Here is a 22,024-nt window from a genome sequence, read left to right as displayed (position 1 = left end):
ATGTTCAGATGCCCCGTCATATTTTTATCGCGACGACCACAGATACCAAAGGTGAAGAGCTGGCCTATGTCAGCGCATTGATTAAGGCAACCGGACTGACGACGGTCACGGTTGATTTATCGACCAGAGAAGGGAGGCGCGATAGCGGCGCGGATATCTCGGCGGATCTGGTGGCGGGCTACCATCCTGAAGGGTGTCAGGCGGTTTTTTGTGGTGACAGAGGGCGGGCGATTAGCGCAATGGCGGTGGCATTTGAGCGATTTATGGTGAGCCGTGATGATGTCGCCGCACTCTTAGGTTTGGGGGGTTCCGGTGGAACGGCGCTAATCACGCCAGCAATGCAGAGTTTACCTATCGGTATTCCTAAACTGATGGTGTCGACTATGGCTTCTGGTGATGTGTCTGGTTACATCGGCGCGAGCGATATTGCCATGATGTATTCCGTTACCGACATTGCTGGGCTAAATCGTATCTCTCGGCGGGTGTTGAGTAATGCGGCCCACCAAATTGCGGGTGCGGTCTATTTCGCCAAAGAGGAGCTACAGGTAGAGGACAAACCAGCGCTGGGTTTGACCATGTTCGGTGTAACCACCCCCTGTATTCAAGCGGTTAGCGCGGCATTATCCGCAGAGTATGACTGCCTGGTCTTCCACGCCACTGGCAGCGGCGGCAAAGCGATGGAAAAACTAGCTGAGAGTGGTTTGCTGGCAGGGGCGCTTGATCTGACCACCACCGAAGTTTGTGATCTGCTATTTGATGGCGTATTGGCCTGTGGCCCAGAGCGCTTCGATGCTATTGCCCATTCCCATATTCCTTACGTCGGCTCCTGTGGCGCGCTGGATATGGTCAACTTCGGTAGTCCGGCAACTATTCCGGCTAAATATGCTGATCGGCTGTTCTATAAGCACAACGCACAAGTCACGCTGATGCGCACCACCGAGCAAGAGAACATTCAACTGGCACGCTGGATTGGCGAGAAGCTAAATCGTTGCCAGGGAGAAGTGCGCTTTTTAATTCCGGAAGGTGGATTTTCGGCGCTGGATGCCCCCGGCCAGCCATTCTGGGATGAAAAGGCACTAAACGCTTTTATCCAGACGCTGGAAGAGACCGTGATTCAAACCGATAAGCGCCGCCTGGTCCATTATCCGTTCAACATTAACGACCCTCAGTTTGCACAAGCTGCGGTAGAGAACTTTCACGAGATCGCGAAGAGCCGATCCCATTAGGGCCAATTTATAGTGGAGAAGCAGATGCCAAAATTTCAACGCCAGGCCATCTTGGCCAAATTCCGGGAAATGATTGCCCGCCGTGAACCCATTATTGGCGGCGGTGCGGGGACAGGGTTGTCAGCCAAATGTGAAGAGGCTGGCGGGATTGATTTAATCGTTATCTACAACTCAGGCCGCTATCGCATGGCAGGTCGTGGTTCGCTGGCCGGGTTGCTGGCATACGGTAATGCTAACGAAATTGTGGTCGATATGGCGAAAGAAGTGCTGCCCGTAGTGAAAAACACCCCAGTACTGGCCGGTGTTAATGGCACCGACCCCTTCTGCCAGTTTGACCACTTTTTAGATCATTTGCAGAGCTTGGGCTTTTCTGGTGTACAGAACTTCCCAACAGTGGGTTTAATTGATGGTAACTTCCGCGCCAATCTGGAAGAGACCGGCATGGGCTATGGCTTGGAGGTGGAGATGATCCGCCTGGCCCACGAAAAAGATATGCTAACAACACCTTATATCTTTAGTGCTGCCGACGCGGTCGCCATGACACAAGCCGGTGCCGATATTATTGTTCCTCACATGGGGCTGACCACCGGCGGCAATATTGGCGCAGACACGGCGCTGAAACTGGCGGACTGTGTGCCTTTGATTAACGACTGGGCGGCCGCCGCCAAAGCGGTACGTGAAGATGTGATTGTGCTGTGCCACGGCGGGCCGATCTCTACGCCTGAAGATGCCCAATATATTATGGATAACTGCCCGCAATGTGACGGTTTCTACGGTGCCAGTTCGATGGAACGGTTACCGACAGAAATTGCACTGACGGACACGACCAGACAGTTTAAAAAAATAAAACGTTGATATTCTTGCCAATACTTAAGGGAAAGCCTGTGTGTGAGTTTGGCTAAATGATCGGCTAAATGAAGCTACAGGATACGTAAAACCGAGGTCAATTCTGGCCTCGGTTTTTTTTTTGATCATTATTTAACTAAAAAACAGTAATGCGGTTGCATAGGAGATATGCGTATAGTTTTAACCGCAATTTGTTTGGGATTAATAAGCTTAGCATCAGGATTTATTTTCGAATATTGATTCACGCTATTTTTTCATGAAAGTTAATTTATATGACGACTATTACTGTGGGGGTTATATGATTAGAGTGATTAAGCAAGCACAATGTGATGATAGAAAACTATTCAATATAGCAACCAGCTTATATTTATATCCGACCGCAATCCTTGCCCATCACTTCGGGATTTTTGAGTACATTGCGAAAGATAATAAAAGCCCATCCGAGATTTGCGCATTTATTGGTATTGAACTGAGATCTGTTGAGGTAGTGATGGCGGTTGTACTGGCGCTGGAACTGGTTGAGTTTGAGGATGGGCGCTATAGGCTCACAAAGGTCACCGAGGAGTTTTTACTTAAAGAAAGTCCTAATTATTGTGGATACTATTGGGATCTGATTTATAGCACTGGAGATAATTTCTCTCTGGCTAATTTAGAAAACGTGATGAGAAAGTCTGAAATACAAGAAGAGGAGAAGGAAAGCTTATTTGAAGAGAGTATATACAGCACTGAAAAAGCGGAGGCTTTTACGAAAGCTATGCACGGTATCAGTATTGGTGCGGCGAGTGTATGGCCGAATAAGCTGAATTTGGCTAATTACCACTGCATGTTAGATATTGGCGGCGGTTCGGGAATACATTCAGTGGGGGCGGTGACTCGTTGGCCTCATCTGCGCGCCACTATTTATGACCTTGCCCCTGTCGGGCGTATTACGGCAGGATTCATAAAATCCTATGGTCTGGAAGAGAGCATCTCAATTCATATTGGCGATATGTGGTCTGGACCTTATCCCGATGCTGACCTTCATTTCTATTCCAATGTACTTCATGATTGGCCGGAGCAGAAAAATGTATTTCTGACCCAAAAAAGCTACGACGCCCTACCTCATGGGGGGCGGATTATTATTCATGAAATACTTTTTAATGGTGATATTCCTGGGCCATTGGCGGTTGCAGGATTTAATGTCACCATGTTGAGTTGGAGCCAAGGTAAGCAGTACTCTTTTTCAGAGATAAAACAGCTGCTGTACCGTGCAGGGTTCCGTGATATTGAGATAATCCCTGCGTCTGGCTATTTCAGTCTCATTACGGGCATTAAGCCTTAACACGTCTGCTTTACGCATCACTCTGCATGAAATTTTTGTTACCGCTGTGCCAGTAGCTCTTGGGTGGAGGCTATCCTATTGTGTTGGAATGAGTGTCGATATGCATAAAATCCCACATTATCATAATGAACTGAGTACAGAATTCTGAACGCTCTGTTGACAGTCTTTTTCTTCTCGGCGTAACATGCGCGCACTATTCTTTATGAGGACATTCGCCTTGGACACACCCAGTAGATGCTGGCTCAATAACCTGTTCATATGGTGCAACTTCTAAGGCTATCCTCCTATTTGCTGATAGCCTTCGTGGTTGTCAGCGGCCCCGCTAAACCGTCGCTGTGAGTCAGATCTCCTTATGGTCTGAAACATAGAGTATTTCTCAATACTTAGCTGTTTCTGTGCTTCAATGCGTTATCCCTATCCATCACCGCAAGGGAGTTTTGGCACATGCTGAGCGCATTTAAAATAAGCAACAATCGCTTATCCCGTTTGGAGCTGGATGAATCAGATGACCTGACCACCTCACTTTGGGTCGACTTAGTCGAGCCGGAAGAGGGCGAGCGGGAACGCGTCCAGTCTGAGTTAGGGCAGAGCCTGGCGACCCGGCCTGAGCTGGACGACATCGAAGCATCTGCCCGTTTCTTCGAAGATGAAGATGGTTTGCATATTCACTCCTTCTTTTATTATGAAGATGCGGAAGATCACGCCGGTAACTCAACCGTGGCATTTACCATCCGTGATGGCCGCCTTTATACCCTGCGTGAGCGTGAATTACCGGCTTTCCGTTTGTATCGTATGCGCGCCCGTAACCAGACACTGGTTGACGGCAATGCTTATGAGCTGTTGTTGGATCTGTTCGAAACCAAAATTGAGCAGTTAGCTGATGAAATTGAAAACATTTACAGCGATCTGGAAGCGCTAAGCCGCGTCATTATGGAGGGCCAGCAGGGGGATGAGTATGATGCTGCGCTCTCGACCTTGGCAGAACAGGAAGATATTGGCTGGAAAGTGCGACTCTGTCTGATGGATACCCAGCGAGCGCTGAATTTCTTGGTGCGTAAGGCGCGGCTGCCTAGCGGTCAGTTGGAACAAGCTCGAGAAGTGCTGCGCGATATCGAATCCCTGCTGCCACACAACGAATCCTTGTTCCAGAAAGTGAACTTCCTGATGCAGGCGGCGATGGGTTTTATCAATATCGAGCAGAACCGCATTATCAAGATATTCTCGGTGGTCTCGGTGGTCTTTCTGCCGCCCACACTGGTGGCATCCAGCTATGGGATGAACTTTGAGTTTATGCCAGAGTTGCGCTGGTCGTTCGGCTATCCGGCGGCCATTGGATTGATGATTATTGCCGGTTTAGCGCCCTATCTCTATTTCAAACGCAAGAATTGGTTATAACACTGCGCTACTGCTGCCACGATAAAAAAACGCCCACGGACTCACTCAGTGGGCGTTTTGCTTTGTGGCAGCAATATCAGGCCTCTTTTAGGTTACGTCTCTTATGTTGGGTATAGAGCGCATCCAGCGTGAACAGCAGCAGGGCGGCCCAGATAAAGATGAAGGTCACCATTTTATCGCGGCCAATCGTCTCACCATAGAAGGTGACCGCCAGAATAAACATCAGGGTCGGCCCGAGATACTGGAAAAAGCCCAGTGTCGACAGCTTTAAACGCGAGGCGGCGGCCGTGAAGAACAGCAGTGGGATAGTGGTAATCACCCCGGCGGCAGCCAATAGCAGGTTAAGCGACCAGGCATTAGCGCTCATGTGGCTGGTGGGGCTATCGGCAATCAAGAACAGATAGACCGCCGCAATCGGCAATAGCCACAGGGTTTCAACCAGCATACCGGTTTGGGCATCAACCCCCAGCTTTTTGCGTATCAGGCCATATAAAGCGAAGGTAATCGCCAGACTCAGCCCAATGATGGGCAGCGAACCAAACTGCCACAACTGAATCAACACGCCGGCAAAAGCCAATGATACCGCCACCCACTGCATACGACGAAAGCGCTCGCCAAGAAAGATCATGCCAAACAACACATTCACCAGCGGATTGATAAAGTAACCCAAACTGGCTTCCAGCATATGGCTATTGTTTACCGCCCAGATAAAGATGAGCCAGTTACTGGCGATCAATACTGCGGTCACGGCCAGCAATAACAGGCGCTTACCATTTCGGCAGGCGCTGCGAACTTGTGGCCAATTGCGGCTGACGGTGAGCAGAATCAACATAAAGAAAAATGACCAGATAATCCGATGGGTCAGAATTTCATCAGCCGGCACCTGTTGGATGAGCTTGAAATAAGCAGGGGCGATACCCCAAATAAAATAGGCGGCCAGAGCAAAAAAAATGCCCTGACGGGTTCGTTGTTTATCCATGGTGTGACTCAGAACAAAAGAGGAGATGCGGTGAGTGTACTTAACTTCAGGCTACGAATCATCACCGCTGAAGATCAAATCAGCCAACCAGATAGGTCGCGGTTGCACTGGCGATATGCATTTGTTGGTCATTATGCAGCTCGACGCGGGCGACAGACACCTTATTGCCACTGCGCAAGATACTGCTGCTGGCGATAAAATGCTCACCACGGCCGGGGCGTAAATAGTCGACACGCAGGTCGATAGTGCCCATTTTGGCGAGTTTCATTTGCAGTTGTTCTTGGATCAGCGGTTCATGACGAACCAGGCTGTTACCAACACAGACTAATCCTGCGGCCACATCCAGTACTGCGGCGATAACCCCACCGTGCAGAATTCGTTGCGCGACATTGCCGACCAGTTTGTCACTGTTATCGAATGTGATTTCTGCGTAATCTTGCTCGAAGCGGGTTAATTTCAGCCCTAGCTCACGATTAAAGGGCATGTGATACACGAAAACTTCGCCGATCATGCGGCGAGCATCTTCTAACGTTAGTGGTGTTACTGACATTGCGTTCTATTCTCTCGATATTACCAACGGGTAATAAGACTGTGAGTTAATGAATTGTTTATTTTATGCTTCTATTTTGTTGTTTTCCAGTCGTTAAATCATAATCTGAAACAATGATAATGCCGAGTAACATTTGTGTGTAGAATGAGCTGTTTTCATTATAAATAGAAATAATTCGTAAGATGATGGGGGATGATAATGGGTAGATTTTGGCGGGTATTGATAGGGTTATTACTGGTGCCAACCTTGGTACAGGCGGAGCCAGCAAAGGTTGAGAGTATTCATGATGCGCCTGCGGTGCGCGGTAGTATTATCGCGGCAATGTTGCAGGATCACGATAACCCGTTTCTGCTGTATCCGTATGAAACGAACTATCTGCTATATACCTATACCAGCGATATCAATAAGGATGCGATCAGCTCTTATAATTGGGCTGAAAATGCCAAGAGAGATGAAGTTAAGTTTCAGCTGAGTTTAGGTTTCCCTATCTGGCGCGGTATTCTCGGCGATAACTCATTACTGGGTGCATCCTATACGCAGCGTTCTTGGTGGCAGGCGTCGAATAGTGATGAGTCCTCGCCATTCCGTGAAACGAACTATGAACCGCAGTTGTTCCTGGCCTGGGCGACAGATTACGAACTGGCGGGCTGGACCTTCCGTGAAGTGGAGTTTGGTTATAACCACCAATCCAACGGGAAAGCCGATCCCACCTCACGTAGCTGGGATCGGGTTTACACCCGTGTGATGGCACAGCGCGGTAATTTGGAAATTGACCTGAAACCTTGGTATCGTCTGCCGGAAAATGATGTCAAAGATGACAACCCAGATATCAATAAATACATGGGTTATTATCGCCTGAAAGTGGGTTATGCCCTGGGTGACAGCGTGTTCAGTATTGATGGTCACTATAACTGGAATACCGGTTTCGGTGGCGCAGAGATGGGCTGGAGCTACCCTATCACCAGTCATGTTCGCTTCTACACGCAAGTGTTCAGCGGTTATGGTGAGTCAATGATCGACTATAACTTTAGGCAAACACGGGTGGGTGTGGGTATCATGTTGAACGATGTCCTTTAACGTCATCCGGCGTTAGAACAGTTTCAGCCACAGGCCGGTTAATCGGCCTGTGCAGATCTCATAGTTGGGGAACAGTGTGTCGACCGCAGCAGTGATGAATAGGGAACTACTGGCAGTGCAAGTATTGCGAGATACTTTCGGCTATCAGCAGTTCCGGCCCGGGCAACAGGAAATTATCAACGCCACCCTAGAGGGGCAAGACTGTCTGGTCGTGATGCCAACGGGCGGTGGTAAATCCTTGTGTTATCAGATTCCGGCACTGGTGACCGACGGATTGACGCTGGTGGTATCCCCCTTAATTTCCCTGATGAAAGACCAGGTCGATCAACTGCTGGCCTATGGCGTAGGGGCGGGGTGCTTAAACTCGTCACAGACGCGGGAACAGCAATTGGCGGTGATGGATGGCTGCCGCAGTGGGCAGATTAAGCTGCTGTATATCGCGCCAGAGCGGCTGGTGATGGAGAGCTTCCTCGACCAACTGCATCAATGGCGTCCTGCGCTGTTAGCCGTGGATGAAGCACACTGCATCTCCCAATGGGGCCACGACTTCCGCCCGGAATACCGCGCCCTTGGGCAACTCAAGCAACGATTTCCTCATTTACCGGTAATTGCCCTGACCGCCACGGCTGATGAAGCCACGCGGGGCGATATCGTGCGTTTACTCAATCTGCATCAGCCACTGATTCAGGTCAGCAGCTTTGACCGCCCGAATATCCGCTACACCTTGGTGGAGAAGTTCAAACCGCTTGATCAATTGTGGCGTTTTGTCCAAGACCAGCGCGGCAAAAGTGGCATTATTTACTGCAACAGCCGCGCCAAAGTGGAGGACACCACAGCACGCCTGCAAAGCCGTGGTTTGAGTGTCGCCGCCTACCACGCGGGGCTGGATAACGAACGGCGGGCGCATGTGCAGGAAGCTTTCCAGCGCGATGACTTGCAGGTGGTGGTCGCCACCGTGGCCTTCGGCATGGGGATTAATAAGCCCAACGTCCGCTTTGTGGTCCATTTTGACATTCCGCGCACCATCGAATCTTACTATCAGGAGACGGGGCGTGCCGGGCGTGATGGTTTGCCCGCCGAAGCGGTGCTGCTGTATGACCCGGCTGACATGGCGTGGTTGCGCCGCTGTCTGGAGGAGAAACCAGCGGGTGCGCAGCAAGATATCGAGCGGCATAAATTAAATGCCATGGGGGCGTTTGCTGAAGCGCAAACCTGCCGTCGTTTAGTGTTGCTCAACTATTTTGGTGAGGGCAAGCAGCAGTCGTGCGGCAACTGCGATATCTGTCTCGATCCGCCAAAACGTTACGATGGCTTGGCTGATGCACAAAAAGCCCTCTCCTGTGTTTATCGTGTTGGGCAGCGCTTTGGCCTGGGCTATATCGTCGAAGTGCTGCGTGGGGCCAATAACCAGCGCATCCGCGAGTTTGGTCATGATAAACTCTCGGTGTATGGTCTGGGTCGCGAGCAGAGCCACGAACACTGGGTCAGTGTATTGCGCCAATTGGTTCATCTGGGGCTATTGAGCCAGAATATTGCCCAGTTCTCGGCCTTACAACTGACCGAGGCCGCGCGCCCGGTATTGCGTGCTGAATTGCCGTTACAGCTGGCGGTGCCGCGCATTCAAAGTTTGAAAGTGCGCAGCAGCGCCAATCAAAAATCCTATGGCGGCAATTACGATCGCAAGTTGTTCGCCAAACTGCGCAAACTGCGCAAATCTATCGCCGACGAAGGCAATATTCCGCCTTATGTGGTGTTTAACGATACTACCTTGCTGGAGATGGCGGAGCAGATGCCAATTACTGCCAGCGAACTGTTGAGTGTCACTGGTGTGGGGCAACGCAAACTCGAGCGCTTTGGTGCGCCCTTTATGGCGATGATCCGCGACCATGTGGATAACAACGATGATTAACATACCGTTTCCCCTGTAAAGAGAACACTCTCATGCTAATGCTATTTCTGACGGTTGCACTGGTTCACCTGGTGGCGCTGATGAGCCCGGGGCCTGACTTCTTTTTTGTCTCACAAACCGCCGCCAGCCGTTCACGTGGTGAAGCGATGAAAGGGGTGATCGGGATCTCCCTCGGCATTGTTGTCTGGGCGGGAGTGGCACTGATGGGGTTGAACCTGATTTTGCAGAAAATGGCGTGGCTACACCAAGTTATCATGGTCGGTGGCGGCCTGTATCTGTGCTGGATGGGCTGGCAATTATTGAAATCTGCCCGCGCCAAACGTCATGGGATAGAAGGTGAGGTGCAAGTTGCGTTACCTGCCCGTGGCCGCACTTTCCTGCGGGGCTTCCTGACCAATATCTCGAACCCGAAAGCCGTTGTCTATTTCGGCAGTGTGTTCTCACTGTTTGTTGGCGATGATGTGAGCGCCAGTGTGCGTTGGGGCTTATTTGTGCTGATCGTGGCTGAAACTTTCGTGTGGTTCAGTGTGGTGGCCTGCGTCTTTGCCCTGCCAGTGATGCGCCGTGGTTATCAGCGGTTATCCAAATGGATTGATGGTTTGGCGGGCGTCTTGTTCGCCGGATTCGGCATCCACCTGATTTTGTCCCGCTAACCCTATTGGCGAGTGGAGTGAGACTCCAACCGACGGTTTATCCCGGTTGGAGCCTCATTTTTTGATATCCGCACTACACTTTTCTGGCGGTCGCCAATAGTGCGCCAATTAGCATAAATAAGCCACCAAATATTCGGTTCAGCAATTTCATTTGATGGGGTGATCGAATCCAGCCTGCAATGCGTGTGGCGAGGGTGGCGTAACCTATCATCACAATGATATCGACAATCACGCTGGTGCTGCCGAGAATCAGGTATTGCGCTACTTGCGGTTGATGTGGCAGCACAAATTGCGGGAACAACGCGGCCAGAAAAACAATGCTTTTCGGGTTGGTGAGGTTAACAAATACCGCGCGCTTAAACAGTTTTCGCCGTGGCATGCTGTTGGCCAGCGCATGTAAATCCAGTGCACCGGCCGCCCGCCACTGCTGGATGCCTAGCCAGATTAAGTAAGCCGCCCCGAGCCATTTTAATATTTCGAATGCTAGCAGCGACTGTGAAATGAGTGCGCCAAGTCCTACGCCAACCAATACAATATGAACGGCCAGCCCTAGTTGTAAGCCGCAAATCGAGGCGATAACCCCGCGAGTGCCATGACTGATGGTGGTGCTCATGGTGTTAATGGCCCCCGATCCTGGGGAGAGACTGAGGATAAGTGTTGTCAGCAGATAGGTTAACCACCAGTCTAAGGTCATCGGCAAAGTTCCCTGAACGTCTCATTTTATGCCACAATACTCCATTGCTAATCGTTGTGCTATGGCTCACATAATCGTAGCTTCGCTCGGCTTAAGGATGCAATCAATCACACTATGCCGTCAGATAAATACTATGCCATCAGATAAATACTATGCCGTTAGATAATCAGATGCACAATTGGCTCAACCGCGAAGCGCAGTTTGCTGCTTTTGTGAACGGGCCGTTATTGGATTTCTGGCAACAGCGAGATGAAGATGAGTTTATCGGCGTCGATAACATCCCCATCCGCTATGTCCGCTTTTGCGCGCCGCAACATACTCGCGTGGTGGTAGTGGTGCCTGGCCGCATTGAAAGCTACATCAAATATCCTGAAGTCGCTTATGATCTGTTCCAGCAGGGCTACGATGTCATCGTGCTGGATCATCGCGGACAGGGCCGTTCAGGGCGGTTGCTTGCTGATCATCACCGCGGTCATGTGATCAAATTCGATGATTATATTGCGGATTTTGCGCAGCTGGTGCAGCGCGAAATAGCCAATAGCCATTATCAGCAGCGTTTTGCACTCGCCCACTCGATGGGGGGGGCGATTCTGACGCGTTTTCTGGCCCAAGAGCCGACAACCTTTGATGCTGTGGCTTTATGCGCACCAATGTTTGGCATCCACTTGCCGATGCCAGGTTGGCTGGCGCACCGGATTGTTGATTGGGCCGAGCGGCATCAGAAGCTGCGGGATTATTACGCGATTGGCACTGGACAGTGGCGGCCACTGCCCTATTTGGTCAATATGCTGACCCACAGCCGCGAGCGCTATCGCCGCTATTTACGTCAATACGCCGACACCCCTGAAATTCGGGTCGGCGGGCCAACTTACCATTGGATCCGCGAAAGTCTGCTGGTGGGTGAGCAAATTATCGCGCAAGCAGATAAAATTACCACGCCGGTACTGTTGTTACAGGCCAGTGAGGATCGGGTGGTACATAACCCGGCCCATAACACATTTTCTCAGGCAATGACGCTGGCGGGGCACCCTTGCGAAGGGGGGCAGCCTAAGGTCATTCAAGGTGCACGCCATGAGATCCTGTTCGAGCGGGACACACTGCGTGCCGAGGCGCTAAGCGCCATATTGCGTTTTTTTGCGCAGCATCAACCATCAGTCGGCCATGAAGGCCCCGACGCCACCAGAGGTTAGAACATACCGTTATGTATCATGTCGTTGCTTCCGATTTAGATGGCACGCTGCTATCACCAGATCACCTTCTGACGCCTTATGCCAAAGAGACACTAAAGTTGCTAACTCAGCGTGATGTGCACTTTGTGTTTGCCACTGGCCGTCATCATATCGATGTGGCGCAAATCCGTGACAGTCTGGAGATCAGCGCCTTTATGATCACCTCCAACGGCGCCCGCGTGCATAACACTGAGGGGGAGCTGATTTTCACCCATAACCTCGATGCGGATATTGCCCGTGATCTGTACAACATTGAACACCACAACCCCGATATTCTGACTAACGTCTATCTGAATGATGAGTGGTACATGAACCGCGAAAGCCCAGCGCAGAAAGAGTTTTTCCGCGAATCTGTGTTCAATTATCAGGTGTTTGAACCGGCATTGCTGCCGACCGAAGGGGTGTGCAAGGTTTACTTTACTTGCGAAGATCATGACAAGTTATTGATTTTGGAAGAGGCTATCAATGCGCGTTGGGGTGATCGCGTGAATGTCAGTTTCTCCTTCCCGACCTGTTTGGAAGTGATGGGCGGCGGTGTATCTAAAGGTCACGCCCTCGAGCAAGTCGCCAAAATCATCGGCTATTCACTTAAAGAGTGCATCGCGTTTGGCGATGGCATGAATGATTTGGAGATGCTCTCTATGTCGGGCAAAGGTTGCATCATGCAGGATGCCCACCAGCGCCTGAAAGATATGCTGCCGAATCTGGAAGTGATTGGTTCGAATGCGGATGATGCGGTGCCACACTATCTGCGCAAGATGTTTTTAGGCACCGATAAGTAACGGCTGAAAAATCCCGATGACTTGATCTGAAACGGTGAGAACCGGCAGAAGAGTAAAGCGTCCGCGCCAAGGATGGCGCGGCTCGAGCCTCCAGGGATGGATTGACGGCGTCTTTACGATCTGCTTGTTCTCTCCGTCACTCAATAACCTAACTTCTTATTTTAACTTACTGATGCTGCCCCTGCTTTTGCAGGAACTGCACGCCCTTATCTGGGAAGTCGGTAAACACCCCATCAACCTGCGCCTGGTTGTAGATAATGTCGAACAGCTGATTGACGTCAGTGGCGTATTTAGGCAGTTTATCCGCCCGGATAGTGAACGGATGAACCATCATGTTATTGGCATGGGCTTCCTTGACCATATCCGTCAACTTGATGTTATTCGGCGTGGAGCTTTCAACAACCAGCATATGGTAGTCAGGGCCGATACCGTCAGCATACTGCGCCACTTGCTTCATTGCGCCTGGTTTGAACATCCAGTCGTAGCTGTAATTTACCCACTTGCCATCTGGTTTCTGCTCGTAGGTCTCATTCCAATCGGTATAGGCCACCAACTGAATCAGCTTCAGGTTCATGCCCATCTTCGGTTCCAGCTCATTTTTAATGCGCTTTAACTCATTCGCATCAAAGCATTGCAGATAAACATTATCGGCTTTGCTGGTGTAACCATACTGCTTCAACACTTCCAGCACCTTGGTGGAGATATCTTTGCCCTCCTGCTTATGGAACCACGGCGCTTTGATTTCAGGATAAATACCGATGTTCTTACCGGTCGAATGATTCAGCCCCTGAACAAATTCAATCTCTTCCTGGAAGGTGTGCACGCGGAAGTCAGATTTGCCCATCGGGAAACGGCCCGGATAGCTCTGCACCTTTTTACCATTCTTATCAATATCAAAACCTTCGGTAAATTTCAGTGACTTGATTTCCGGCAGTGTAAAATCAATGGCGTAATAGCGGCCATCTTTGCGTGCGCGATCAGGGAAACGATCAGCGACATCTGTCACCCGATCCAGATAATGGTCATGCAGCACCACCAACTCATTATCTTTGGTCATCACTAAATCTTGCTCAAGATAATCAGCGCCTTGCGCATAAGCCATGGCTTTAGCGGGCAGGGAGTGCTCAGGTAAATAGCCACTGGCACCCCGATGCGCGATAACGACTTTGTCTGCTGATTTATCTTTGGCTAATGGTTCCGCCGCTTGCACCTGACCTGCTATTGAAGATGCCAGAATAATACTCGCCAACACGGTTTTGATGTGGGTTTGCATTGATAGTGCTCCATCTTGAAATCTATTGGGTATAGGTTCTAGGGGGTAAAAAAAGGCCGTGACGCTATCTAATCCATAAATAACGGCACAGCCTGTCATCATCTTAACTCACTGAACTATCAGAACTTATAGGTCCTGCTTTCTCGCCAGCTCTTCGTGATGCTTTTTCTCGCTAAACATTACGACGATCAGTAACACCACGGCCAGAATGCTGCCGCCGATCATGACCATAAAGCCGCCATCCCAACCGAAGAAGTCAACGGTGTAGCCGACGATGGCACTTGCTGCGACCGAACCGCCCAGATAACCGAACAGGCCAGTGAAGCCCGCCGCCGTCCCTGCCGCTTTTTTCGGTGCTAATTCAAGGGCATGTAAACCAATCAGCATCACCGGGCCATAGATCAGGAAGCCGATGGTGATCATACAGGCCATATCGATGCCCGGATTACCGACCGGGTTCAGCCAGTAAATGATGGTCGCGATAGTCACCAGTGTCATAAAGAACACGCCAGTTGCACCACGATTGCCTTTAAACACTTTGTCGGACATCCAACCGCACAGCAGCGTCCCTGGAATACCAGCGTATTCATACAGGAAATATGCCCATGACGATTTATCCAGCGCGAAGTGCTTCACTTCTTTCAGGTAGGTGGGTGACCAGTCGAGGATGCCGTAACGCAGCAAATAGACAAAAACGTTAGCAATCGCGATGTACCACAACAGTTTGTTGGGCAAGATGTACTGCATGAAGATCTGCTTAGCTGTCAGCTCCTCTTCCGCTTCTTTACTGTAATCGTCCGGATAGTCGTTTTTGTACTCTTCAATCGGTGGCAAGCCCACGGATTGAGGGGTATCGCGCATCAGACCAAAGACAATCAATGCCACCAAAATGGCACCGAACGCCGGCATATAGAGTGCCGCTTTCCAGTCGTTAAACCACGCCATCCCTAGCAGGAACAGCAATGGCGGCAAACCACCACCCACGTTATGGGCGCAGTTCCAGACCGACACAATACTGCCGCGCTCTTTCTTCGACCACCAGTGCACCATGGTTCGGCCACATGGCGGCCAACCCATACCCTGGAACCAGCCGCACAAGAACAGCAGCACAAACATCACGGCAATGCTGGAGGTTGCCCAAGGCACGAAGCCCATAAACAGCATCACGGCGGCGGAGAGAATCAAACCGGCGGAGAGGAATACCCGCGGATTCGAGCGGTCAGAGACCGACCCCATGATGAATTTTGAGAAACCATAGGCGATAGAAATACCGGATAGTGCGAAACCTAGATCCCCGCGCGAGAACCCCTGTTCGATCAAATACGGCATGGCCAAAGTAAAGTTTTTACGCACGAGATAGTAGGCGGCATAACCGAAGAAAATGCCCATGAATATTTGCCAGCGTAAGCGGCGGTAAGTTGGATCGACCTGGTCTGTGGGAAGCCGTGCCACATGTGGCGCGGGCTTGAAAATACTCAACATGAGTGCCTCCGATGGCTTTTTTGTTGTTTTTTACCCCGGTGTTTCAACCCGGTGGTTAAACGGCGTACATGCTCTCGTTTATGTTCTATAACGAACGCCATGCTAGATAAATTCACTCTGTTTATCTGTGAGTGATGGCGCATTTGTTACACTTATATGAAAGCAGGGGCAATTTTGAGCGATTGGTTAACATTTTGAAACCAGTAATGAGAAATTCCCTGTGACTTTGATCACAATCATGGTTTTAAAGCACCATAATAGTTTCGTTTTTAGTTCGTTTTTGTTCCTTATCAAACAATACCCATAAAGAGTGTGGCTCAATAGACGCATAATTAGCCGCCAGGCGGCTGTCTGATAATGCGGGGTCTTTCATGACGAACAGTTCTCCTTACACAGAAACGGATGTCATCATCATCGGTGGCGGCGCCACCGGCGCAGGGATCGCGCGTGACTGCGCCCGCCGGGGTTTGGCTTGTACGTTGTTGGAGCGGCATGACATTGCCACCGGCGCGACGGGTCGTAACCACGGCTTACTACACAGTGGCGCACGTTATGCGGTGACTGATGGCGAGTCCGCCCGTGAATGTATTGAAGAAAACCGGATCCTAAAACGTATTGCTCGCCACTGTATTGAGCAAACAGATGGCCTGTTTATTACCCTGCCAGAAGACTCTCTGGAGTATCAGCAGCAATTTATTGCCCGCTGTCAGGAGGCGGGGATCGAAGCGCAAGCCATTGATCCCAAACAGGCCCTGCGACTGGAACCTGCCGCTAACCCCGCATTGATTGCCGCCGTTCGCGTCCCAGATGGCACTGTTGATCCCTTTCGCTTAACCGCCGCCAATATGCTGGATGCTCGTGAGCACGGTGCGAATGTGCTCACTTATCATGAGGTTATCGGTCTTTTACGCCAGGGTGACCGTGTGAGCGGCGTGCGCGTTTTCGATCATAAAAATCATCGCCAATATGAGATCCATGCGCAGATTGTGGTCAATGCCGCAGGGATCTGGGGGCAGCACATTGCCGAATACGCGGATCTTCGTATTCGCATGTTCCCTGCTAAAGGTGCGCTACTGATCCTCGGCCATCGGATCAATAACATGGTGATCAACCGCTGCCGTAAACCGGCGGATGCGGACATTTTGGTTCCCGGCGACACCATCTCATTGATCGGCACCACCTCCACCCACATCGAATATGACCAAATAGACAATATGGTGGTCACCGCACAAGAGGTGGACACCTTAATCCGCGAAGGGGCCAAACTCTCGCCGCAACTGGCGCAAACCCGCATTCTACGGGCTTACGCCGGCGTCAGACCGCTGGTGGCCAGTGATGATGACCCGTCAGGGCGCAATGTTAGTCGTGGCATCGTGCTACTAGATCATGCCAGCCGTGATGGGTTGGAAGGTTTCATCACCATCACTGGCGGTAAACTGATGACCTACCGCCTGATGGCGGAGTGGGCCACTGATAAAGTGTGCGAAAAATTGGGGGTGACCGCGAGCTGCACCACCGCCAAGGAGCCGCTACCCGGCTCACAACAGTCGGCGGAACAGACCCTCAGCAAAGTAATTTCGCTGCCTGCCAGCATTCGCGGTTCTGCGGTTTATCGCCACGGCGACCGCGCGACACAGCTGTTGGCGGGGAATCGGCTCGATAACAGCTTGGTCTGCGAATGTGAAGCGGTCACGGCCGGTGAAGTGCGCTATGCCGTTGAGTCACTATCCGTGAACAACCTGCTGGATTTACGCCGCCGCACCCGCGTCGGCATGGGCACCTGTCAGGGCGAACTCTGCGCCTGCCGGGCTGCCGGTTTACTCAGCCGCTTTAAAGTGACGACGCCGCAACAATCCCGCGAACAACTGGTGCAATTTCTCAATGAGCGCTGGAAAGGTGTGCGCCCAATAGCTTGGGGCGACGCGCTGCGGGAGAGTGAGTTTACCCATTGGGTCTATCAGGGATTGTGTGGGTTGGATGACACCCCGTCCGTGGCCCCTGCTCAGGAGAAACACGATGAAATTTGATGTCATTATCATCGGCGGTGGGCTGGCTGGCCTGGCTTGTGGGATACGGCTGGCCGAGCAAGGCAAATACTGTGCGATTGTCAGCGCCGGCCAAAATGCACTGCACTTCTCCTCCGGCTCTTTGGATCTATTGGCAAAACTACCTGACGGGCGGGCGGTCAGCCAGCCGTTAGCGGCAATTGATGCTTTGGCTGAATTGGCCCCTGAGCACCCCTACAGCAAAATGCGCCAGGCCGGATCAGTGGGTGAATTGAGTGAATTAGCGCCACAAGCCGAAGCTCTATTACAGCGTTGCGGCCTGACACTGGTGGGCAGTGCGGCAAAAAATCACCTGCGCTTGACGCCATTAGGTGGCTGCCGGCCCACTTGGCTCAGCCCGGCGGATATTCCGGTTGCGCCACTGGAAGGGCCACTGCCATGGCGAAATGTCGCGGTTATTGGCATTGAAGGCTTCCTCGATTTTCAGCCACAGATGGTCGCCAGCGCTTTACAGGAGCAGGGCGTTGAAGCCACGGCGGATTATCTGCATTTACCGGCACTCGACCGCTTGCGCGATAACCCCAGTGAATTCCGTGCGGTGAATATCGCCCGCTTGCTGGATCTGCCGGAGAATCGGCAACCACTGGCAGATGAGCTATCGCGCCTATCATCGGATGCGGAAATGATTTTACTGCCAGCCTGTATCGGGCTGGATGAGTCCGCTCCGCTGGAGGCCCTGCGCACGGCAGTCGGCAAACCGATTCAGCTGCTACCGACACTGCCACCTTCATTACTCGGCATCCGCTTACATCAGGCGCTGCGCCAGCGCTTTCAGCAATTGGGCGGCATTATCATGCCAGGTGACGCGGTACTGCGCGCCGAACTGGTGGGTAACCGGATTACCGGGCTGTATAGCCGTAACCATGGCGATATTCCGTTGCGCGCGGCCCAAATGGTGCTCGCCAGCGGCAGCTTCTTCAGCAATGGGCTGGTCGCCACCTTCGAGCATGTTTATGAGCCGATACTGGATCTGGATATCTTATCGCTGCCGAATCGGGCTGACTGGAGCCGCAGCAATATGTTTGCCCCGCAGCCTTACCTGCAATTTGGTGTCAACACCGACAACCGGCTACGGGCGCTGCGTGGCGGTGTTGCACTGGATAATCTGCACGTGATTGGTGCGGTACTGGGGGGATACGATCCGCTACAACAGGGCTGTGGCGCGGGCGTATCACTGACTAGCGCCCTGTTCGTCGCTGAGCAGATTGTCAGCGCCATGGAGGTGACATTATGACCGGGTTGCCACAGAACAAAGAGAGCGGCACTTTTTCTCAGGATCTACCGCAGGATAAGCATTTGGCACGAGATAACAGTTTTGAAAGTTGCATTAAATGCACGGTTTGCACCACCTATTGCCCAGTGGCGAAGGTTAACCCGCTCTATCCGGGGCCGAAGCAGGCTGGCCCGGATGGTGAGCGCCTGCGCCTGAAGGATCCGGCGCTGTATGACGATGCATTGAAATATTGCACCAACTGTAAACGCTGCGAGGTTGCCTGCCCGTCGGATGTCAAAATCGGTGACATCATCCAGCGCGCGAAAGCCAATTACAGTAGCCATAAACCGAAACTGCGCGACGCGATCCTCAGTCATACCGATATCATGGGGACACTCTCGACGCCATTCGCGCCCATTATTAATGCGGTCACGGGTCTGAAACCGGTGCGGAGCTTGCTGGATAAAGCGCTGAAGATCGACCACCGCCGTGAATTACCAAAATATTCGTTTGGCACCTTTCGCCGTTGGTATCACAAACAGGCGGAGAAACAGCAGCAATATGCGGAGCAGGTCGCGTTTTTCCACGGCTGTTTTGTTAACTACAACCACCCGCAGCTGGGGAAAGATTTAGTTAGCGTATTCAACGCGATGAACATTGGCGTGCAACTGCTTAAGCGGGAGAAGTGCTGCGGTGTACCGCTGATCGCCAATGGTTTTATTGAGCAGGCGAAGAAACAGGCGCGGGTCAATCTGGAATCACTGACTGACGCGGTAATTGGGCGGGATATTCCGGTGGTCGCCACCTCCTCCAGCTGTACGTTTACGTTACGTGATGAGTATCCGCATTTGCTGGATGTCGATACTGCGCCCGTGCGCGACAGGGTGGAATTGGCCACTCGCTACCTCTACCGTTTATTGGATCAGGGGCGAGAATTACCGCTGAAACCTCTTTTTTCCTCAAAAAACAAGCCACTGCGCATCGCCTACCACACGCCATGTCACATGGAGAAAATGGGCTGGACCGCCTATACCTTGGCTTTATTGCAGCGCATTCCCAATATTGAGCTGGTGGTGCTGGATTCTCAATGTTGCGGCATAGCTGGAACTTATGGTTTTAAATCAGAGAATTACGCCACAGCTCAAGGGATCGGCGCATCGCTATTCCAGCAAATTGAGGAGAGTGGCGTCGATCTGGTGATCACCGACTGCGAAACCTGCAAATGGCAGATTGAGATGTCGACGAGCAAGAAGTGTGAGCATCCAATTACGTTACTGGCACGAGCTTTAGTCTAGGGCTATGGGGACAGAGCGCGATTGACTGCGCTCTGTTGAGGAGGGTTATTTCAACTTCAAGGTGCTGATGATGGACTCAGCTTCAGCTTGTGCTTGCTGCTGATTTTCAGCTGGCAGGGTAATTTGTAATGTCATCAAATGGTTATCGACTCTCCCCATCAACACGGATGAGTAAGCTTTCTGGCCGCCGCTGGTAATAATGCTGTCCAGCTGCTGGAAAGGTTGCCCATCGATTTTGATCGCTTTATTCGTCACCACTTGTAAATTAGCATCGCGTGCACGCTGTTGATCGGCTAAACGGCCAGTCAGCACCTCCAGCGCTTCATTCGTGTTATCGCCTAAAATCACGATCACCGCTTTATCGCCGGTTTTATTGGCGAAAACAGACATATTATTGGCTTGATTGCCCATTTTCCCACTTTGGTCCGATAAATCTGCGGGCAAACTCAACGTGACTTTACCTTCCAGCAGGCTGACCGCCTGACCCACATTTTTATCGTTGCCGCTATCACAGGCGCTGAGTCCTACAACCAGCAGGCCGACGGCGAGAAACTTGGTAATTTTATGCATGGGAGTTCCTTATTAATGCTGAGCGCGTGTCAAATACGATGACTCACCGTCATCGATAACTAATCAGTTATTAATGATCAATCACTCTATCGCACCTTATTCAGTCGCTAAAAGCAACCTATTGTTCTGTGGGCAACCAAGAGGTGGCGGTTTTAGGAGAAATCCATAAGCGCTTGTTGGTCAGCGAGGGGCAACCACAGGGGTGTGGCTGCCGGAATAGCCATTAATGTGTCGCAGAACTGACAGTCGCCAATGGTTGCTGGTTGGTCTTACGGGCAAAATATTTCAGCAATACATTAAGCATTACGCCATAAGCTGGCAGGAAGAACAACATGCAGATCAGCAACTTAAAGCTGTAATCCACCAGGGCTATCTCCACCCAGTTTGCCGCCATAAACGGATCAGTGCTGCGGTAGAACGCAATAAAGAAGAACGCCATAGTATCGCTGATATTACCGAAGAACATTGCTGCCGTCGGGGCAACCCACCAGGCACTGCGCTGACGCAGGCGGTTAAACACCTGAACATCCAGAATTTGCCCAAGCACATAGGCCATAAAACTGGCGGCTGCGATACGCGCCACGAATAGATTAAAACTGGTTAGCGCTGGGAACCCTTGCCAACTTCCCTGATAAAACAGCGCTGAAATCAGGTATGAAATCAGCAGCGCAGGCACCATCACCGACAGAATAATCCGGCGCGCCAAAGGGGCACCAAAAATCCGCACAGTCAGGTCGGTGGCTAAGAAGATAAATGGAAAGGTAAAGGCCCCCCAGGTGGTGTGAAAACCGAAGATAGCGATCGGCAATTGCACCAGGTAGTTACTGGAGGTAATGATGACGATATGGAATAGCGATAGCCATACCAACGCGGTCATCCGCTGTTGGGGAGTAAACGAAAACATAAATGTGACCTTTTTGGTTACTGGGGTGAGGGAACCCAAACAAAATGTACCGTAATTTTACGGCGCGGCGGCATGATACCCGTTTGCGCAACGAATGCAATGGTTAATTTTAACGCAAACGTTAGCACTACTTGCACCTAAAAATCGGCGGGGTAAACTATGCCACTTCATAAACGAGCGCCACTTCGTAAACGAGCACCACTTCGTAAACGAATGCGGCTTCGTCAGCCAGCTTATAAATTCCGATACTGTTGCGCAACTGCATACTGACCCACAAGAGAGCCGTCATGACCGATATTTTTGCTAATCCAGATAAAACACTTGATGCATTGGGCCTGCGCTGCCCAGAGCCGGTGATGATGGTACGTAAAACGGTTCGCCATATGGAAAATGGCCAAACACTGCTGATCATTGCTGACGACCCGGCCACCACCCGTGATATCCCCGGCTTTTGCCGCTTTATGGATCACCAGTTGCTGGCCCAAGATACCCAACAGACCCCCTATCGGTATCTGGTGCAGAAAGGGGCAAAGGTGGAGTAATTGCCCCTTTCGTCTTAG

Annotated in this window: 22 protein-coding genes; 13 read left to right on the top strand and 9 right to left on the bottom strand. The window is 51.3% G+C overall.

What is annotated here, in order from left to right; translation table 11 throughout:
- Window positions 1-8 precede the first annotated feature (8 nt).
- From FFE93_RS20045 to corA, 4 genes are all read left to right on the top strand, one after another.
- Window positions 9-1,226, top strand: a complete 1,218-nt coding sequence (locus FFE93_RS20045) for a Tm-1-like ATP-binding domain-containing protein (protein ID WP_005279358.1) — start codon at window positions 9-11, stop codon at window positions 1,224-1,226.
- Window positions 1,227-1,250: 24 nt separating this feature from the next.
- The gene (locus tag FFE93_RS20040) at window positions 1,251-2,081 is read left to right on the top strand and encodes a phosphoenolpyruvate hydrolase family protein (RefSeq protein WP_032899031.1); all 831 of its coding nucleotides are present in this window, start codon (window positions 1,251-1,253) and stop codon (window positions 2,079-2,081) included.
- A 289-nt stretch (window positions 2,082-2,370) separates the two neighbouring features.
- Window positions 2,371-3,393 (top strand): methyltransferase, encoded by a 1,023-nt coding sequence (locus FFE93_RS20035; RefSeq protein WP_261369029.1) that lies wholly within the window; start codon window positions 2,371-2,373, stop codon window positions 3,391-3,393.
- A gap of 444 nt (window positions 3,394-3,837) precedes the next feature.
- Window positions 3,838-4,788 (top strand): magnesium/cobalt transporter CorA, encoded by a 951-nt coding sequence (gene corA, locus FFE93_RS20030; protein WP_138775866.1) that lies wholly within the window; start codon window positions 3,838-3,840, stop codon window positions 4,786-4,788.
- Window positions 4,789-4,864: 76 nt separating this feature from the next.
- On the opposite strand, the gene rarD is transcribed toward corA, so the two are convergent.
- The gene (gene rarD / locus FFE93_RS20025; protein ID WP_138775864.1) at window positions 4,865-5,767 is read right to left on the bottom strand and encodes an EamA family transporter RarD; all 903 of its coding nucleotides are present in this window, start codon (window positions 5,765-5,767) and stop codon (window positions 4,865-4,867) included.
- Between the two features lie 79 nt (window positions 5,768-5,846).
- Complete coding sequence (locus tag FFE93_RS20020) at window positions 5,847-6,317, bottom strand: thioesterase family protein (protein ID WP_005279366.1); 471 nt, start codon at window positions 6,315-6,317, stop codon at window positions 5,847-5,849.
- 198 nt (window positions 6,318-6,515) lie between these two features.
- On the opposite strand from FFE93_RS20020, the gene pldA reads away from it, so the two are divergent.
- From pldA to rhtC, 3 genes are all read left to right on the top strand, one after another.
- On the top strand, window positions 6,516-7,394 hold the full coding sequence (gene pldA / locus FFE93_RS20015) for a phospholipase A (protein ID WP_138775862.1): 879 nt from the start codon (window positions 6,516-6,518) through the stop codon (window positions 7,392-7,394).
- A gap of 76 nt (window positions 7,395-7,470) precedes the next feature.
- Window positions 7,471-9,303, top strand: coding sequence for an ATP-dependent DNA helicase RecQ (gene recQ, locus FFE93_RS20010; RefSeq protein ID WP_005279371.1), 1,833 nt, complete (start codon window positions 7,471-7,473; stop codon window positions 9,301-9,303).
- A gap of 32 nt (window positions 9,304-9,335) precedes the next feature.
- Entirely contained in the window at window positions 9,336-9,956 is a 621-nt protein-coding gene (gene rhtC, locus FFE93_RS20005; protein WP_005279373.1) for a threonine export protein RhtC, read from the top strand.
- 73 nt (window positions 9,957-10,029) lie between these two features.
- On the opposite strand, the gene rhtB is transcribed toward rhtC, so the two are convergent.
- Window positions 10,030-10,650 (bottom strand): homoserine/homoserine lactone efflux protein, encoded by a 621-nt coding sequence (gene rhtB, locus FFE93_RS20000; RefSeq protein WP_004876640.1) that lies wholly within the window; start codon window positions 10,648-10,650, stop codon window positions 10,030-10,032.
- A 152-nt stretch (window positions 10,651-10,802) separates the two neighbouring features.
- On the opposite strand from rhtB, the gene pldB reads away from it, so the two are divergent.
- Complete coding sequence (gene pldB, locus FFE93_RS19995; protein ID WP_049602590.1) at window positions 10,803-11,840, top strand: lysophospholipase L2; 1,038 nt, start codon at window positions 10,803-10,805, stop codon at window positions 11,838-11,840.
- 11 nt (window positions 11,841-11,851) lie between these two features.
- A complete protein-coding gene (gene yigL / locus FFE93_RS19990; RefSeq protein WP_005279377.1) occupies window positions 11,852-12,661 on the top strand; it encodes a sugar/pyridoxal phosphate phosphatase YigL in 810 nt (269 codons plus the stop codon).
- A gap of 166 nt (window positions 12,662-12,827) precedes the next feature.
- On the opposite strand, the gene glpQ is transcribed toward yigL, so the two are convergent.
- The 3 genes from glpQ to FFE93_RS21825 all read right to left on the bottom strand — a co-directional run bounded on the left by glpQ (window position 12,828) and on the right by FFE93_RS21825 (window position 15,789).
- The gene (glpQ, locus tag FFE93_RS19985) at window positions 12,828-13,934 is read right to left on the bottom strand and encodes a glycerophosphodiester phosphodiesterase (RefSeq protein ID WP_049602591.1); all 1,107 of its coding nucleotides are present in this window, start codon (window positions 13,932-13,934) and stop codon (window positions 12,828-12,830) included.
- Between the two features lie 126 nt (window positions 13,935-14,060).
- Complete coding sequence (gene glpT / locus FFE93_RS19980; RefSeq protein WP_005274866.1) at window positions 14,061-15,416, bottom strand: glycerol-3-phosphate transporter; 1,356 nt, start codon at window positions 15,414-15,416, stop codon at window positions 14,061-14,063.
- A gap of 244 nt (window positions 15,417-15,660) precedes the next feature.
- Window positions 15,661-15,789, bottom strand: coding sequence for a hypothetical protein (locus FFE93_RS21825; protein WP_258953875.1), 129 nt, complete (start codon window positions 15,787-15,789; stop codon window positions 15,661-15,663).
- Between FFE93_RS21825 and glpA the strand changes: the two genes are divergently transcribed.
- From glpA to glpC, 3 genes are read left to right on the top strand one after another with little or no spacing between them, the layout of a single operon-like run.
- On the top strand, window positions 15,788-17,443 hold the full coding sequence (glpA, locus tag FFE93_RS19975) for an anaerobic glycerol-3-phosphate dehydrogenase subunit A (RefSeq protein WP_049602592.1): 1,656 nt from the start codon (window positions 15,788-15,790) through the stop codon (window positions 17,441-17,443). The two genes, FFE93_RS21825 and glpA, sit on opposite strands and share 2 nt — an antisense overlap.
- Window positions 17,433-18,716: a glycerol-3-phosphate dehydrogenase subunit GlpB gene (gene glpB / locus FFE93_RS19970; protein ID WP_057648678.1), complete on the top strand. Its 1,284-nt coding sequence runs from the start codon at window positions 17,433-17,435 to the stop codon at window positions 18,714-18,716. The genes glpA and glpB overlap by 11 nt, the downstream gene beginning before the upstream one ends.
- Window positions 18,713-19,990: an anaerobic glycerol-3-phosphate dehydrogenase subunit GlpC gene (gene glpC / locus FFE93_RS19965; RefSeq protein WP_049602594.1), complete on the top strand. Its 1,278-nt coding sequence runs from the start codon at window positions 18,713-18,715 to the stop codon at window positions 19,988-19,990. The genes glpB and glpC overlap by 4 nt, the downstream gene beginning before the upstream one ends.
- 45 nt (window positions 19,991-20,035) lie before the next feature.
- On the opposite strand, the gene FFE93_RS19960 is transcribed toward glpC, so the two are convergent.
- The 3 genes from FFE93_RS19960 to FFE93_RS21820 all read right to left on the bottom strand — a co-directional run bounded on the left by FFE93_RS19960 (window position 20,036) and on the right by FFE93_RS21820 (window position 21,753).
- Window positions 20,036-20,560 (bottom strand): DcrB family lipoprotein, encoded by a 525-nt coding sequence (locus FFE93_RS19960; RefSeq protein ID WP_005274852.1) that lies wholly within the window; start codon window positions 20,558-20,560, stop codon window positions 20,036-20,038.
- A gap of 223 nt (window positions 20,561-20,783) precedes the next feature.
- On the bottom strand, window positions 20,784-21,464 hold the full coding sequence (locus FFE93_RS19955; protein ID WP_049602595.1) for a 7-cyano-7-deazaguanine/7-aminomethyl-7-deazaguanine transporter: 681 nt from the start codon (window positions 21,462-21,464) through the stop codon (window positions 20,784-20,786).
- Window positions 21,465-21,621: 157 nt separating this feature from the next.
- Window positions 21,622-21,753, bottom strand: a complete 132-nt coding sequence (locus FFE93_RS21820; RefSeq protein WP_261369028.1) for a hypothetical protein — start codon at window positions 21,751-21,753, stop codon at window positions 21,622-21,624.
- Here FFE93_RS21820 and tusA point away from each other — a divergent pair.
- Window positions 21,752-22,006: a sulfurtransferase TusA gene (tusA, locus tag FFE93_RS19950; protein ID WP_057648675.1), complete on the top strand. Its 255-nt coding sequence runs from the start codon at window positions 21,752-21,754 to the stop codon at window positions 22,004-22,006. The genes FFE93_RS21820 and tusA overlap by 2 nt on opposite strands.
- Window positions 22,007-22,024 lie beyond the last annotated feature (18 nt).

This window comes from Yersinia sp. KBS0713, assembly GCF_005937895.2.
In the GTDB taxonomy this organism is placed as follows: Bacteria; Pseudomonadota; Gammaproteobacteria; order Enterobacterales; family Enterobacteriaceae; genus Yersinia; species Yersinia bercovieri.
This window is presented reverse-complemented; position numbering and strand designations above follow the sequence as displayed.

Coding starts and splice junctions, on each gene's coding strand:
- FFE93_RS20045 (WP_005279358.1), top strand. CDS start 9: ATGCCCCGTCATATTTTTATCGCGACGACCACAGATACCAAAGGTGAA.
- FFE93_RS20040 (WP_032899031.1), top strand. CDS start 1,251: ATGCCAAAATTTCAACGCCAGGCCATCTTGGCCAAATTCCGGGAAATG.
- FFE93_RS20035 (WP_261369029.1), top strand. CDS start 2,371: ATGATTAGAGTGATTAAGCAAGCACAATGTGATGATAGAAAACTATTC.
- corA (WP_138775866.1), top strand. CDS start 3,838: ATGCTGAGCGCATTTAAAATAAGCAACAATCGCTTATCCCGTTTGGAG.
- rarD (WP_138775864.1), bottom strand. CDS start 5,767: ATGGATAAACAACGAACCCGTCAGGGCATTTTTTTTGCTCTGGCCGCC.
- FFE93_RS20020 (WP_005279366.1), bottom strand. CDS start 6,317: ATGTCAGTAACACCACTAACGTTAGAAGATGCTCGCCGCATGATCGGC.
- pldA (WP_138775862.1), top strand. CDS start 6,516: ATGGGTAGATTTTGGCGGGTATTGATAGGGTTATTACTGGTGCCAACC.
- rhtC (WP_005279373.1), top strand. CDS start 9,336: ATGCTAATGCTATTTCTGACGGTTGCACTGGTTCACCTGGTGGCGCTG.
- rhtB (WP_004876640.1), bottom strand. CDS start 10,650: ATGACCTTAGACTGGTGGTTAACCTATCTGCTGACAACACTTATCCTC.
- pldB (WP_049602590.1), top strand. CDS start 10,803: ATGCCGTTAGATAATCAGATGCACAATTGGCTCAACCGCGAAGCGCAG.
- yigL (WP_005279377.1), top strand. CDS start 11,852: ATGTATCATGTCGTTGCTTCCGATTTAGATGGCACGCTGCTATCACCA.
- glpQ (WP_049602591.1), bottom strand. CDS start 13,934: ATGCAAACCCACATCAAAACCGTGTTGGCGAGTATTATTCTGGCATCT.
- glpT (WP_005274866.1), bottom strand. CDS start 15,416: ATGTTGAGTATTTTCAAGCCCGCGCCACATGTGGCACGGCTTCCCACA.
- glpA (WP_049602592.1), top strand. CDS start 15,788: ATGACGAACAGTTCTCCTTACACAGAAACGGATGTCATCATCATCGGT.
- FFE93_RS21825 (WP_258953875.1), bottom strand. CDS start 15,789: ATGAAAGACCCCGCATTATCAGACAGCCGCCTGGCGGCTAATTATGCG.
- glpB (WP_057648678.1), top strand. CDS start 17,433: ATGAAATTTGATGTCATTATCATCGGCGGTGGGCTGGCTGGCCTGGCT.
- glpC (WP_049602594.1), top strand. CDS start 18,713: ATGACCGGGTTGCCACAGAACAAAGAGAGCGGCACTTTTTCTCAGGAT.
- FFE93_RS19960 (WP_005274852.1), bottom strand. CDS start 20,560: ATGCATAAAATTACCAAGTTTCTCGCCGTCGGCCTGCTGGTTGTAGGA.
- FFE93_RS19955 (WP_049602595.1), bottom strand. CDS start 21,464: ATGTTTTCGTTTACTCCCCAACAGCGGATGACCGCGTTGGTATGGCTA.
- tusA (WP_057648675.1), top strand. CDS start 21,752: ATGACCGATATTTTTGCTAATCCAGATAAAACACTTGATGCATTGGGC.
- FFE93_RS21820 (WP_261369028.1), bottom strand. CDS start 21,753: ATGACGGCTCTCTTGTGGGTCAGTATGCAGTTGCGCAACAGTATCGGA.